This is a genomic window from Streptomyces sp. NPDC006691, assembly GCF_042869955.1.
In the GTDB taxonomy this organism is placed as follows: domain Bacteria; phylum Actinomycetota; class Actinomycetes; order Streptomycetales; family Streptomycetaceae; genus Streptomyces.
Genome location: NZ_JBIAGW010000013.1, coordinates 59,134 through 73,512 on the forward strand (window position 1 = coordinate 59,134; position 14,379 = coordinate 73,512).

At 72.7% G+C, this 14,379-nt stretch carries 8 protein-coding genes; 1 reads left to right on the forward strand and 7 read right to left on the reverse strand.

Translation table 11 applies throughout. The annotated features are described in order from the left end of the window. Nucleotides 1–503 precede the first annotated feature (503 nt). The 7 genes from ispG to ACFYNP_RS25945 form a co-directional block, all read right to left on the reverse strand. Nucleotides 504–1,661, reverse strand: coding sequence for a flavodoxin-dependent (E)-4-hydroxy-3-methylbut-2-enyl-diphosphate synthase (gene ispG / locus ACFYNP_RS25915; protein ID WP_100577998.1), 1,158 nt, complete (start codon nucleotides 1,659–1,661; stop codon nucleotides 504–506). Nucleotides 1,662–1,894: 233 nt separating this feature from the next. Continuing rightward, a complete protein-coding gene (locus tag ACFYNP_RS25920; protein ID WP_388788662.1) occupies nucleotides 1,895–3,196 on the reverse strand; it encodes a M50 family metallopeptidase in 1,302 nt (433 codons plus the stop codon). Next, on the reverse strand, nucleotides 3,193–4,443 hold the full coding sequence (gene dxr, locus ACFYNP_RS25925; protein WP_161250404.1) for a 1-deoxy-D-xylulose-5-phosphate reductoisomerase: 1,251 nt from the start codon (nucleotides 4,441–4,443) through the stop codon (nucleotides 3,193–3,195). Before dxr ends, ACFYNP_RS25920 begins: the two co-directional genes overlap by 4 nt. 205 nt (nucleotides 4,444–4,648) lie before the next feature. Beyond that, a complete protein-coding gene (locus tag ACFYNP_RS25930) occupies nucleotides 4,649–6,574 on the reverse strand; it encodes an acyl-CoA dehydrogenase family protein (RefSeq protein WP_388788665.1) in 1,926 nt (641 codons plus the stop codon). A 208-nt stretch (nucleotides 6,575–6,782) separates the two neighbouring features. Further along, entirely contained in the window at nucleotides 6,783–8,228 is a 1,446-nt protein-coding gene (locus tag ACFYNP_RS25935) for an aldehyde dehydrogenase family protein (RefSeq protein ID WP_388412284.1), read from the reverse strand. 340 nt (nucleotides 8,229–8,568) lie between these two features. Next, a complete protein-coding gene (locus ACFYNP_RS25940; protein ID WP_388788668.1) occupies nucleotides 8,569–10,122 on the reverse strand; it encodes a PucR family transcriptional regulator in 1,554 nt (517 codons plus the stop codon). Nucleotides 10,123–10,362: 240 nt separating this feature from the next. After that, nucleotides 10,363–12,705 (reverse strand): ATP/GTP-binding protein, encoded by a 2,343-nt coding sequence (locus ACFYNP_RS25945; protein WP_388788671.1) that lies wholly within the window; start codon nucleotides 12,703–12,705, stop codon nucleotides 10,363–10,365. A gap of 246 nt (nucleotides 12,706–12,951) precedes the next feature. On the opposite strand from ACFYNP_RS25945, the gene gabT reads away from it, so the two are divergent. Continuing rightward, nucleotides 12,952–14,286 carry a 4-aminobutyrate--2-oxoglutarate transaminase gene (gene gabT / locus ACFYNP_RS25950; protein ID WP_388788674.1) on the forward strand — a complete coding sequence of 445 codons (1,335 nt, stop codon included), beginning with the start codon at nucleotides 12,952–12,954 and terminating at the stop codon, nucleotides 14,284–14,286. Nucleotides 14,287–14,379: the final 93 nt, after the last annotated feature.

The following is a 14,379-nucleotide window of genomic DNA, read 5'->3' on the forward strand; positions in this document are numbered from 1 at the left end:
ACTGTACCCGCCGTCCCGGCGCCCCCGCTTTCCTGGGGCTCCGCCCCGGACCCCCGGAGGTTTTCCCACCTGCCGCCCGTTGCCCGGGGTTGGCTGGTTCCGTCCCCCTGAGGCTCCGCCCCCAGACCCCCGTTGGCGCCTGAACGGCGCGCGTCCTCGACCTCCCCCAAGGCCTCAAGGGCCAGGGGGACCCCCATGACGGGCTGAAGATGCCCGACGCGGGCCAGCACCAAGCTCTTAGGGGCGCGGGGCTGAGACGTCTGCGCGGCTCCCGCCGCGGTGGGCGCGACCAGCCACGCACGGTCCGCAGTCGAACCAGGGGGCCCGGGGCGCAGCCCCCGGAAGCCCACCCACCCACTTCACCCCCGGAGGGTTGCGGGAAGGGGCGGGGCGGGGCAAGAACCCGGGGCCCGGGGCGGGCGGAGCCCCGGCGCACCCCGGGCAGCAGCGACCCCGCCCCCCGGAGCAACGCGGCAGCCGGGAAGGCGGGGTCGGGGGAAAAGTCAGCCGGCCACCGAGATCTGGGGCTCGCCGGAGGCGACCCCGTCGCGCTCCATCTGCTCCGCGATCTTCATCGCCTCGTCGATCAGCGTCTCCACGATCTTCGACTCCGGCACCGTCTTGATGACCTCGCCCTTGACGAAGATCTGGCCCTTGCCGTTGCCGGAGGCGACACCCAGGTCCGCCTCACGCGCCTCGCCGGGCCCGTTCACGACGCAGCCCATGACCGCGACCCGCAGCGGAACCTCCATGCCCTCAAGGCCCGCCGTGACCTCCTCGGCCAGCTTGTAGACGTCCACCTGGGCCCGCCCGCAGGAGGGGCAGGACACGATCTCCAGGCGGCGCTGGCGCAGGTTCAGGGCCTCCAGGATCTGGATGCCGACCTTGATCTCCTCGGCCGGCGGGGCCGAGAGCGAGACGCGGATCGTGTCGCCGATGCCCTCCGCGAGCAGCGCGCCGAACGCGACCGCCGACTTGATCGTGCCCTGGAACGCCGGGCCCGCCTCGGTCACACCCAGGTGCAGCGGGTAGTCGCTCTGCGCGGCCAGCTGCCGGTAGGCATTCACCATCACGACCGGGTCGTTGTGCTTGACCGAGATCTTGATGTCGCGGAAGCCGTGCTCCTCGAAGAGCGAGGCCTCCCACAGCGCGGACTCGACGAGCGCCTCCGGCGTCGCCTTGCCGTACTTCTTCAGCAGCCGCGCGTCCAGCGAGCCCGCGTTGACGCCGATCCGGATCGGCGTGCCGGCGTCCTTCGCCGCCAGCGCGATCTCCTTGACCTTGTCGTCGAACTGCTTGATGTTGCCCGGGTTCACGCGCACCGCCGCGCATCCCGCGTCGATCGCGGCGAACACGTACTTCGGCTGGAAGTGGATGTCCGCGATCACCGGGATCTGCGACTTCCGCGCGATCGTGGCCAGCGCGTCCGCGTCGTCCTGCGTCGGGCAGGCGACGCGGACGATCTGGCAGCCCGACGCCGTCAACTCGGCGATCTGCTGCAACGTCGCACCGATGTCCGACGTCCTCGTCGTGGTCATGGACTGCACCGAGACGGGTGCGTCCCCGCCGACCGCCACGGAACCGACCTGGATCTGACGGCTCTTGCGACGCTCGGCCAGCTTGGTCGGTACGGACGGCATTCCCAGTGAAATCGCAGTCATCTGCTGTGCAACCCCAAGGTGTGGATCAAGGTCCCGAGATCGGCGGGCTCCAGCCTTCGAGGTTACGTCACCCAAGGGGCCCGGGGCACACCCTGCCCCCGAGTTCACGCGAAGGGGCGGCTCCGGGCGCTCCATGCGCCCGGAGCCGCCCCGGTTCACGCGCCGTACGCGTCCGGCGCCGTACGGCGGATGCCTACGGCGGACGCGTACGGCAGGGATCTCCCCCGGCGCCGTCAGGTGATCTTCACCGGGTTCACCACGTCCGCCACGAGGACGAGCAGCGTGAAGCAGATGAAGATCCCGGCCACCACGTACGCGACGGGCATCAGCTTCGCCACGTCGAACGGGCCCGGGTCGGCGCGCTTGAAGACCCGGGCGACGTTGCGGCGTAGCGACTCCCACAGGGCGCCCGCGATGTGGCCGCCGTCCAGCGGGAGCAGCGGCAGCATGTTGAACAGGAACAGCGACAGGTTGAAGCCCGCGAGCAGGAACAGGAACGTCGCGATGATGTTCGGCGTCGGGGCGTCCAGGTTGAGCACCTCGCCGCTGAGACGGGCCGCGCCGACCACGCCGACCGGGGAGTCGGCCTTGCGCTCGCCGCCGTCGAAGGCCGCGTTCCACAGGTCCGGGATCTTGCCGGGCAGGGCGACGATCGAGTGGACGCCGTTCTGCACCATCTCGCCCATGCGGTCCACGGACTGGCCGAAGGTGAGCGGCTTGATCTCGGACTTGGGGGCGAAGCCGAGGTAGCCGGCCGGGACGTACTGGTCCGGCACGACGTCGCCGTTCCCGTCCTTCTTCGCCACCATGTTCTTGGCGAGCGTCGGATGCAGGGTGACCTGCTGCCCGGCGCGCTCCACGGTGATGGTGGCCGGGCCGATGGTCTGGCGGATGCGGTCGGAGAGGTCGGACCAGTCCTTCACGGGCTTGCCGTTGAAGGCGACGATGGTGTCGCCGTTCTTCAGGCCGGCCGCCTCGGCGGGCGACACCGCGTCACCGGGCTGACAGGTCTGGCGCTTCTCGCTCTGCGCGATCACGCACTTCTGCACGCCGGCGACCTGGGTGGTCTGGGTCGCCATGCCGAAGCCCATGAGCACGCTGAGGAAGATCGCGACCGCGAGGATCAGGTTCATGAACGGGCCGGCGAACATGACGATGACGCGCTTCCACGGCTTGCGCGTGTAGAAGAGCCGGTCCTCGTCGCCGGGCTGGAGCTCCTCGAAGGCGGCGGCCCGCGCGTCCTCGATCATGCCGCGGAACGGCGAGGTCGAGCGGGCCTCGATGCGGCCGTCGGCACCGGGCGGGAACATGCCGATCATGCGGATGTAGCCGCCGGCCGGCACCGCCTTGATGCCGTACTCGGTGTCGCCCTTCGTGCGCGACCAGATGGTCGGGCCGAAGCCGACCATGTACTGCGGCACGCGGATGCCGAAGAGCTTGGCCGTGGAGAGGTGGCCGAGCTCGTGCCACGCGATGGAGATGAGCAGCCCCACGGCGAAGAGCGCTATGCCGAGGACCGTCAACAGGATCGTCATGCGCGTGCCTCCGCTGTCGCCTTCACCGCGAGTTCCCGGGCCCGGGCGCGTGCCCAGGTCTCCGCTTCCAGGACGTCCGAGACCGTGAGGGAAGTTCCCGCGGCCGGCGTCCCGTGTTCGGTGACGACCTCCGTCACCGTCTCCATGATCCCGCTGAAGGGGAGCCGCCCGGCCAGGAACGCGTCCACGCACTCCTCGTTCGCGGCATTGAACACCGCCGGAGCCGTCCCGCCCAGTTCCCCGACGTGCCGGGCGAGTCCCACCGAGGGGAAGGCCTCGTTGTCGAGCGGGTAGAACTCCCAGGTCGAGGCCTTGGTCCAGTCGAAGGCGGGGGCCGCGTCCGGCACCCGCTCGGGCCAGCCGAGCCCGAGGGCGATCGGCCCGCGCATGTCGGGCGGGGTGGCCTGCGCCAGCGTGGAGCCGTCGGTGAACTCGACCATGGAGTGCACATAGGACTGGGGGTGCACGACGACCTCGATGCGCTCGAACGGGATGTCGTAGAGCAGGTGGGCCTCGATCACCTCCAGGCCCTTGTTGACCAGGGTCGCCGAGTTGACGGTGATCACCGGGCCCATCGCCCAGGTGGGGTGGGCGAGCGCGTCGCTGGGGGTGACGTCGGCGAGTTCGCTCCTGGTACGCCCGCGGAACGGGCCGCCCGATGCGGTGACGACGAGCTTGCGCACATCGGCGCGCTTTCCGGCGGCGAGGGCCTGGAAGAGGGCGGCGTGCTCGGAGTCGACCGGGATGATCTGACCGGGCTTCGCGATCGCCTTGACGAGCGGGCCGCCGACGATCAGCGACTCCTTGTTGGCCAGCGCGAGCGTGCGGCCGGCCGTGAGCGCGGCCAGCGTCGGGGCGAGGCCGATCGAGCCGGTGATCCCGTTCAGGACGGTGTGGCAGGGGGACGCCGCGAGTTCGGTCGCCGCGTCGGGGCCGGCCAGGATCTCGGGGAGCGGCTCGCCCGCGTACTGCGCCGCGAGTGCCGCGCGCAGCGCCGGCACGGTGTCCTCGCGGGCCACCGCGACGGTGCGCACCCGCAGCCGTCGGGCCTGCTCGGCGAGCAGCTCGACCCGGCCGCCGGCCGCGGAGAGCGCGGTGACGCGGAAGCGGTCGGGGTTGCGCAGGACCAGGTCGATGGCCTGGGTACCGATGGATCCGGTGGATCCGAGGACCACCACATCGCGTCGGCCTTCGACCGGGTCGAAGGTGATGTGGGGGTCGGCGAGGGGGGCTGGGCTGTCGCTCATGCCCCCATTGTTGCCGCATCGGCTGTGCGCCCGAACAGCGCTCCTGACAATAAGCCCGGGATGAGTGCGCGGGCGGGGTCGGGAGGCGGGTGGAAGCGGTGCCCGCGGGCGAGTGCGGGCGCCGTCCCGTACCCCGCTGTCGGGACGGCGCCCAGGGGGCCCGGCGCCGGAGCGGAGGCACTCGCTCCGGCCCGCCGGGCACGGGTCAGCGGATCGGGCGGTGGACGTTGTCGCGCTTGGCCGGGCCCGGGGTCGCGTCCGCGATCCACGCGCCGTCGTCCGACGGGTCGATGACGCCCTCCTCCAGCCAGGTGTAGGCCCCGGCGAGGACCTCGTCGACGACCTTGCGGTCGAGGTCGTCGGTGTTGCTCCACAGCCGGGTGAAGAGCTCCTCCACGCGGATGCGCGACTGGCGGCAGAAGGTGTCCGCCAGCTGGACCGCCTCGCGGCCGTTCTCGCCGGCCGCGCGCAGGTGCTCGGCCCGAACGCAGGCCGCGCTCATCGCGAACAGTTCGGCCCCGATGTCGACGATCCGGCCGAGGAAGCCCTGCTTGGTCTCCATCCGGCCCTGCCAGCGCGACATCGCGTAGAACGTCGAGCGGGCGAGCTTGCGCGCGGCGCGCTCGGCGTACCGCAGATGCTGGGCCAGCGGCCCGAACTCGCTGTAGGCGCTGGGGAGTTGACCGGGCCCGGCGACCAGTTTGGGCAGCCACTTGGCGTAGAACCCGGCCGCTCCCACGCCCGCCTTCGCCTTGTCCTGGAGGGACTTGTCCGGGTCGATGAGGTCGCCGGCCACGGACAGGTGGGCGTCCACCGCCTCGCGGGCGATGAGCAGGTGCATGATCTCCGTCGAGCCCTCGAAGATCCGGTTGATCCGCATGTCCCGGAGCATCTGCTCGGCGGGCACGGCCCGCTCGCCCCGGGCGGCCAGCGAGTCCGCCGTCTCGAAGCCGCGGCCGCCGCGGATCTGGACCAGCTCGTCCGTCATGAGCCAGCCCATCTCGGACCCGTACAGCTTGGCGAGGGCGGCCTCGATGCGGATGTCGTTGCGGTTCTCGTCGGCCATCTGCGCGGAGAGGTCGGTCATCGCTTCGAGGGCGAACGTGGTCGCGGCGATGAAGGAGATCTTGGCGCCGACCGCCTCGTGCCGGGCGACCGGGCGGCCCCACTGCTCGCGCACCCCCGCCCATTCGCGGGCGATCTTCAGAGCCCACTTGCCGCCGCCGACGCACATCGCGGGCAGCGAGAGCCGGCCGGTGTTGAGCGTGGTGAGGGCGATCTTGAGGCCGGAGCCCTCGGGCCCGATCCGGTTGGCGGCCGGGACGCGGACCTGGTGGAAGCGGGTGACGCCGTTCTCGATGCCGCGCAGCCCCATGAACGCGTTGCGGTTCTCGACCGTGACGCCCGGGGAGTCCGCCTCCACGACGAAGGCGGTGATGCCGCCCTTGTGCCCCTCGGACTTCGGCACCCGGGCCATCACCACGAGCAGGTCGGCGACGACCCCGTTGGTGGTCCACAGCTTCACGCCGTCCAAGACGTACGTGTCCTCGCCGTCCGGCACCGCGGCGGTGGCGAGCCGGGCCGGGTCGGAGCCCACGTCGGGCTCGGTGAGCAGGAACGCCGAGATGTCGGTACGGGCGCAGCGCGGCAGGAAGGCGTCCTTCTGCTCCTGGGTGCCGAACAGCTTCAGCGGCTGGGGCACGCCGATCGACTGGTGCGCCGAGAGCAGCGCGCCGATCGCGGGGCTGGCCGAACCGGCGAGCGTGAGCGCCTTGTTGTAGTAGACCTGGGTCAGCCCCTGGCCGCCGTACTTCGTGTCGATCTTCATCCCGAAGGCGCCGAGCTCCTTGAGCCCGTTCACGACCTCGTCGGGGATCTGCGACTGGCGCTCGATGAGGCGGCCGTCGACCCGGGTCTCGCAGAAGTCGCGCATCTTGGCGAGGAAGGCCTCGCCGCGCTCCACGTCCTCGGGGGCGGGCTGGGGGTGGGGATGGATCAGGTCGAGGCGCAGCCGGCCGAGGAAGAGTTCCTTCGCGAAGCTGGGCTTGCGCCAGTCCTGTTCGCGGGCGGCCTCGGCGACCTGGCGCGCCTCGCGCTCGGAGACCTTGGGCGTGTGCTGTGGTGCGGTCATTGAGGGGTTCTCCTCGCCGCGGGCTGACGGGTGCGGGCGGCTGCCCGTTACCGGGTGGTGCTACTCGACCGTATGTACCCCATCCACGGCACTTGGACCACCCCTCACGTCCGCCCGGACGTACGACGGCGGCCGGAACCCCCGCACAGTGGGTTCCGGCCGCCGGTCTCACGTCGCCCGTGCACTACGGGGCGAGGGCCCATCGGTACTACAGGGCGAGGCCCGTCAGGACGAGGACGCGCTCGTAGGTGTAGTCGTCCATCGCGTAGCGGACGCCCTCGCGGCCGACGCCGGAGGCCTTGGCGCCGCCGTACGGCATCTGGTCGGCGCGGTAGGACGGCACGTCGCCGACGATCACGCCGCCGACCTCCAGGGCCCGGTGGGCGCGGAAGGCGGTCTGCACGTCGTGCGTGAACACCCCTGCCTGGAGGCCGTACTTGGAGGAGTTGACCGCGGCGAACGCCTCGGCCTCGCCGTCCACCTTCTGCACGGTGAGGACCGGTCCGAAGACCTCCTCGCAGGCGAGGGTGGTGCCGGCCGGGACCTCGGTCAGCACGGTCGGCGCGTAGGAGGCGCCGTCGCGCTTGCCGCCGGCGAGCAGCTCGGCACCGGCCGCGACGGCCTCGTCGACCCAGGACTCGACGCGCCGGGCGGCGTCCTCGCTGACCAGCGGGCCGACGTCGGTGGCGGAGTCGGCCGGGTCACCGGTGACCTGCGCCTCGACGGCCGCGACGATCTTCGGGAGCAGCCGGTCGTACACGGCGGCGTCCGCGATCACGCGCTGCACGGAGATGCAGGACTGGCCGCCCTGGTAGTTGGAGAAGGTGGCGATGCGGGTCGCCGCCCAGTCCAGGTCCTCCTCGGAGGCCCAGTCGGCGAGCACGACGGCCGCGCCGTTGCCGCCGAGTTCCAGGGTGCAGTGCTTGCGCGGCACCGAGTCCATGATCGCGTAGCCGACCTTGTCGGAGCCGGTGAAGGAGATGACCGGGAGGCGGTCGTCCTGCACCAGGGCCGGCATCTTGTCGTTGGCGACCGGCAGGATGCTCCACGAGCCGGCGGGCAGCTCGGTCTCGGCGAGCAGCTCGCCCAGGATGAGGCCCGAGAGCGGGGTCGCGGGGGCCGGCTTCAGGACGATCGGGGCGCCGACCGCGATGGCCGGGGCGACCTTGTGGGCACACAGGTTGAGCGGGAAGTTGAACGGCGCGATGCCGAGGACGACGCCCTTGGGGAAGCGGCGGGTCAGGGCGAGACGGCCCACGCCGCCGCCGTCGGTGTCCAGGCGCTGGGCCTCGCCGCCGTTGAAGCGGCGGGCCTCCTCCGCGGCGAAGCGGAACACGGACACCGCGCGGCCGACCTCGCCGCGGGCCCACTTGATCGGCTTGCCGTTCTCGGCGGAGATCAGCTGGGCGATCTCCTCGGTGCGCTCGGTCAGGCGCTTGGAGACGTGGTCCAGGGCTGCGGCGCGGACGTGCGCCGGGGTCGCCGCGAACTCCTCCACGACGGCGTGCGCTGCGGCCACGGCCTCCTCGACCTGGGCGTCGGTGGGGACGCTGACCGAGGCGACGTGACGGCCGTCCCAGGGCGAGGTGACATCGAAGCTGTCGTCGCCGGTGGCCTCGCGGCCGGCGAGCCAGAAGGCGTGGGTAGAAGTCATGCCCTCACGGTAGGGCGCGGGGCGGGGGTGTGTGTTTGTCCGGGGTGGAGTGGTGCGGCTGCGGCTTACGCCGCTTTGTCGCCAACCCCGAGGGCGAGGGACCCTGGGGCCGCGCCCCCGGACCCCGTTCGCGCCTGAACGGCGCTCGTCCTCGAACGCCGGACGGGCTGAGGTCGCCCGTACCGGCCCGCACCCGCGCCGCCGGGGGCGCGGGGAACCGCGCGACCGGCCACCTGCGGCCCGCAGGAGAAGACGTCACCACCTCTGCGCACCCCCGGCGGGTTTCGGGAGGGGGCGGGGCGAACTTCCGGGGTCCGGGGCGGAGCCCCAGGAGACCGGGTCAATCCAGGGCGGGGGCCGAGGTCGCCTTCAGGGCGAGCCAGAGCTCCATGCGGACGTCCGGGTCGTCCAGGGAGCGGCCCAGGATCTCCTCCACGCGGCGCATCCGGTACCGCAGGGTGTGCCGGTGCACCCCGAGGTCCGCGGCCGCCGCGTCCCACTGCCCGTGCCGCGAGAGCCACGCCCGCAGCGAGGCCACCAAGTCCCCCCGCCCCGTCGCGTCGTGCTCGTACAGCGCCCGCAGCATCCCGTCCGCGAACGCCCGCACCGCGTCGTCCGCGAGGAGCGGCAGCACCGACCCCGCCACCAGTTCCTCGTGCTCGACGAGCGGCTTGCCCCGACGGCGGGCGACCGACAGCGCCTGCTCGGCCTGCTTGTACGCGGAGGCCGCCGCGATCGGCCCGGCCGGCGCGGAGAGCCCGACGACGACCTCCTCGCCCTCGGCGCCCTCGTGGGCGAGGCAGGCCGCGACCGCCTCGCCGCCGTCCGCGGCGAGCACGACGAGCCGCGTGGCCTCCGGCACCACCAGGACCGCCTCGCCGCAGCGCGCGGCCGCCGACTCCATCGCCTCGGCGAGCGCGCCGAGCCCCGCCGGGCCGCCGTCGCCCACCGGCTCGGCGATGACCAGGCGGAACGGCGCGTCCAGGAGACCGCCGTACAGGTCCCCCGCGACCGCGCGGGCGTGGTCCTGCTGACCGGAGAGCAGCATCCGCACGATGGCCGCGCCCAGGCGCTGCTCGGCGGCCTGGAGCGAGCGGGAGCGTTCGGTGGTGAGGGTGAGCAGGGCGACCGCCGAGTGGACCGCGTACCGCTCCGCGGTGCCGAGCGGCGCGCCCGTGCCGACGGCGAGCGCGCCGCGCACCCGGCGCCCGGTGCCGAGCGACTGGAGCTCGACGCGGTCCCCGGAGGCCTCGTCGGCGCCGCCGACCACCGCACTGGCCGGGGCCGCGCGCTCGCGCAGCCGGGCCACGTCACCGGTGAGCCGGGCGGCGCGGCGCGCGGCCCACTCGGGGGCGGCGGCCACGACCGCGCCCGAGGTGTCGTACAGGGCCGCCCAGCCGTCGACATGGGCGGCGAGCTTGGCGATCAGGACGGCCGGGCCGTCGGACAGCGCCGCCTTCGTGAGCTCGCGCTGCGCCTCGAAGCCCGCGGTGACCGCGCGGTACTGGTCGGCCGAGATGGCCGCCGAGACCGCCTTGGAGATGGCCAGGAACGGGGTGCGCCGGGGCACCTCCAAGAGGGGCAGGCCCTCCTCGCGGGCAGCCTCAAGGAGCGCGTCCGGGACGGTGTCGTAGTTGACGCCGATCGCGAAGCCGAGCCCGACCACCCCGGCCCGCGAGAGCCTGCGCACATAGCGGCGCATCGCCTGCGGGTCCGCCGCGTCCAGCGTCATCGCGGTGATGAGCAACAGCTCGCCGCCCTCCATGTACGGGACGGGGTCGGCGAGTTCGCTGACGTGGGCCCAGCGCACCGGGCGGTCCAGGTGTTCCTCGCCGGCGCGCACGGTGAGCTTGAGCGCCGAGTGCTGGACGAGCGAGGCGAGCGTGGGCGGCATGGGACCGGCTACCTTCGACGGGAAAGGACGAGACGTACGCGGGGCTTACGGGACGGGCGTACCGCGGGCCATTACTACGTCCCGTATGAACGCACACTCCCATTTTGCCAGCCCGGCCAGATACCCGGGGCCCTTCGACCGTCCGGTACCGGCCTCGTTCCGTCCCGCGGATGGTCACCCCGCGGGTCGTCACCCCTGCGGATCGTCGTCCCCGTAGACCGTCGTCGTCCCCGTAGCCCGTCATCCCCGGAGATCGACCAGCAGGGGCGGCGCGTGCTCTCCCTTCACGGTGGTCAGCGAGAGCACCGCGTGCCCCGCGGGCACCTGGTGGGCGAGCTCGGAGGCCGACCAGCGTTCGCGCTCGACCTTGCGCACGGTGACGGCATCGGTGGTGACCGCCTTGCCGGTGACGAGTTTGCGCAGCGCGTGGACCGCCCGGGTGAGCGGCTGATCGGCGAAGACGGTGTGCTTGGCCACCTCGGTGGTCTCCACCCATTCGGTGCCCCACGCCTGCGCGAACAGCCGCCCGTCCCAGGTGCTGAGCCCGGCGAACGCCATGTGGCAGCCGACCGAGCCGAGCAGCGAGGTGTGCAGCCGTTCGGGGACGTCACCGAGCGCGCGCAGCGTGAGCAGCACCCCGGCGTTGCAGTTCCGCAGCCGCTGCAGGCCCCGTACGGACTCGGCGGTGACCGCGTGCGTGGCGTCGTCGAGGGCGAGGAAGGCGAAGAGCGAGCGGTCCACGCGGGCGGTCGCGCCGATGGTGAACTGGGCCAGGATCAGCCGGGTCAGCAGGTGCGCCGCCTCCGGGTGGGCGCGTTCGGGCACGTCGACGCGGACCCGCAGCGGGTGTTCCAGGGCGCGCAGCGAGAACGGCCGGCTCTCGCCGGTGGTGTCGAAGAAGCCCTCGAAAGCGGGGCGGTCGAGCACCGCGACGCGCGCGGCGAGCGCCGGCCCCGGGTCGCCCGGGGTTCCCAACTGCCGCTCCCTCGCGTCGAGTTCCCGGTGATAGGCGCGGTGGGTCTCGTCGTCGAGCCGGGCCCGCAGGTCCGCGAGCGCGCCGGGCGAGCCGTCGAGCAGCTCGCGCAGCACGGGCACGGAGGGGAAGCGCTGGTGGGCCGCGCGGTAGGGCCCGAGCAGCTGGGCGAGGACGGTCGCGGCCCGCCGTGCGTCGACCTCGGCGAGGTCGCCCGCGAAGGCCTCGGCGAGCAGGGCCGCCGCCTCGTCGGGGTCGGTGGCACCGCCGTACAGGTCGAGGTCGTACGCCGAGGACGGGTCGCCGGGCTTGATCACGACGTCGTAGCCGGCGTCCGGGCCGAGCGGGGTGCCCGCCGCGCACACCGCGACGACGGCGGCCTTCCCGGCCAGCGCCTGGAGCGCGAGCGACTCCACGACGGGCCGCACCAGGTGCCGGGTCTTCCCGGAGCCGAACGGGCCGATCGCCAGCAGCGAGGAGCCGAGCGAGCCCGGGTCGATCGCGGCGCCCGCGCCCCGGCGGGTTGCCGGGGTGCGGTCGGTGTCGGGGTAGCGGCCGATCCGTACCTGCGAGGTGAGCAGGTCGTGGGTGGCCGCGCGGGCGGGCAGATCGCGGTCGCCGGAGGGGTGCAGACAGGCCCGCGCGCCCTGACCCGCGACGGCTTCGGAGAACGCGCCGAGCCGGGCGGGGTCGGCCTTCACGGTCGTCCAGGCCCGCCGGATGCGTACGCAGTCGACGTCGTTCATGCGCCCGGACCGCTCCTCGGCCACCAGCCGGTCGGCCGCGGCGGCGAGCCCGGCGGAGCGCAGCTGGGGCCAGTCGGCGGGCGAGGTCACGGGTGCGGCGGGGGGCGCGGCCGGTGCCTTCGCGGCGGGTTTGCGCGCCCGGAAGTGGCTCAGCCAGTCCCCCTCCTTGGCGAAGGGCCAGAGCACCGCGCCGCCGACCAGGACGTACAAGGCGTAGTTGACGAAGACGACCACCGCTTGTTCGCCGTCGACGGTGGTCCAGGCCGACGGGAGCAGACTCCAGATAGCGATGAAGAACGGGAACAGGTGGGTGCCGATCACGAGCCACACCGCCACCGCCCCGGCCAGGGCCGTGCGCAGGGTGCGTTCGGGCTGGGGGCAATCGACCGCGTAGCGGCGGAAGAGCTCCAGCCAGTTCCCCATCCGCCCGAACACGAAGATCAGCAGCGCCGCGAACAGGCTGTCGTAGACCCGGATCGCGGTGACCGACTGGGGCGGCCGGGGGTAGCTCCACCATTCGGCCGGTGTGAACAGTTCGAGCAGCACCCGGCTGTGCGGGATGTAGCCGTTGCTCCACAGCGACCAGACCAGGACTGCGGCGAGGAAGGCCACCAGCGCGCCGCCGATCAGCGCCCGGTCCGGCACCCGGTCCGGGTCCGCGTCGGGGCGCGGCTCGTGGCCGAAGCGCCACAGGCCCGGCTCGGCGGGGGCGCGCGGGGTGCGGAGCCAGTCGCCGAGCGAGGTTCCGGCGGTGGGCGCCTCGACGGGGCGGGGCGGGAGCGCCGGGCGGGGCGGCGGTCCGGCGGGGCGCGGGACCGACCCCGAACGGGTGCCGCGTGCGTCGTACGTGCCTTCGGTGTCCATCGACCCCTTGCCCCCTGACCAGCCAGGTCCGTTCCGAGCGGTGCGAACGCTCAATCTAGTGCCCGCGCACGACGGTTCACCGCTGCCGCGCACCGCGCGCCCGCCCGGGGGAACTGTCCGCCGAGGACAAGGGACACACCCCCACCACTACCGAACGGCGCATGCCACGGGCCGTCCGCGCGCCCTAGCCTGCCAAGAAAGCCAAGGAAGCGTCCGAATCCCCCAGAAAATCTCCAGGAGCCCCTCATGAGCGCGATCCCGCAGGAGCGCCGCGTCGTCACCGCCATCCCCGGCCCGAAGTCGCAGGAGCTTCAGGCCCGCCGTCTCGCGGCGGTCGCCGCCGGTGTGGGCTCCACGCTGCCCGTCTTCACCGCGCGCGCGGGCGGCGGCATCATCGAGGACGTCGACGGCAACCGCCTGATCGACTTCGGCTCCGGCATCGCGGTGACCTCGGTCGGCGCCTCCGCCGAGGCCGTGGTGCGCCGCGCGAGCGCCCAGTTGCAGGACTTCACGCACACCTGCTTCATGGTCACGCCGTACGAGGGCTACGTCGCCGTCGCGGAGCAGCTCGCCGAGCTGACCCCGGGCGACCACGCCAAGAAGTCCGCCCTGTTCAACTCGGGCGCCGAGGCCGTCGAGAACGCCGTCAAGATCGCCCGTGCGTACACCAAGCGCCAGGCCGTCGTCGTCTTCGACCACGGCTACCACGGCCGCACCAACCTGACGATGGCGCTGACGTCCAAGAACATGCCGTACAAGAACGGCTTCGGCCCGTTCGCGCCCGAGGTCTACCGGGTGCCGGTGGCCTACGGCTACCGCTGGCTCACCGGCCCGGAGAACGCGGGCGCCGAGGCGTCCGCGCAGGCCATCGACATGATCAACAAGCAGATCGGCGCGGACAACGTCGCCGCGATCATCATCGAGCCGGTGCTCGGCGAGGGCGGCTTCATCGAGCCGGCCAAGGGCTTCCTGCCGGCGATCAGCCAGTTCGCCAAGGACAACGGCATCGTGTTCGTGGCGGACGAGATCCAGTCCGGCTTCTGCCGCACCGGCCAGTGGTTCGCCTGTGAGGACGAGGGCATCGTCCCCGACCTGATCACCACCGCCAAGGGCATCGCGGGCGGCATGCCGCTCGCCGCCGTGACGGGCCGCGCCGAGATCATGGACTCCGCTCACGCGGGCGGCCTCGGCGGCACCTACGGCGGCAACCCGGTGGCCTGCGCCGCCGCGCTCGGCGCGATCGAGACGATGAAGGAGCTCGACCTCAACGGCAAGGCCAAGCGCATCGAGGAGGTCATGAAGGCCCGTCTCGCCACCATCGCCGAGAAGTACGACATCATCGGCGACATCCGCGGCCGCGGCGCCATGATCGCCATCGAGCTGGTCAAGGACCGCGCCTCGAAGACCCCGAACCCTCAGGCCGCCGGCGCGCTCGCCAAGGCCTGCCACGCGGAGGGCCTCCTGGTCCTGACCTGCGGCACCTACGGCAACGTGCTGCGCTTCCTGCCGCCGCTGGTCATCGGCGAGGACCTGCTGAACGAGGGCCTCGACATCATCGAGCAGGCCTTCGCCGGCGTGTGACGCCGAGCAACCGGTACCGCCTGTGAAGAAGGTGTGGGGGGCCAATGGCGGGATGGAGTTCCCGCTGTCGGTCCCCCGCTGTCTGCCGTACGG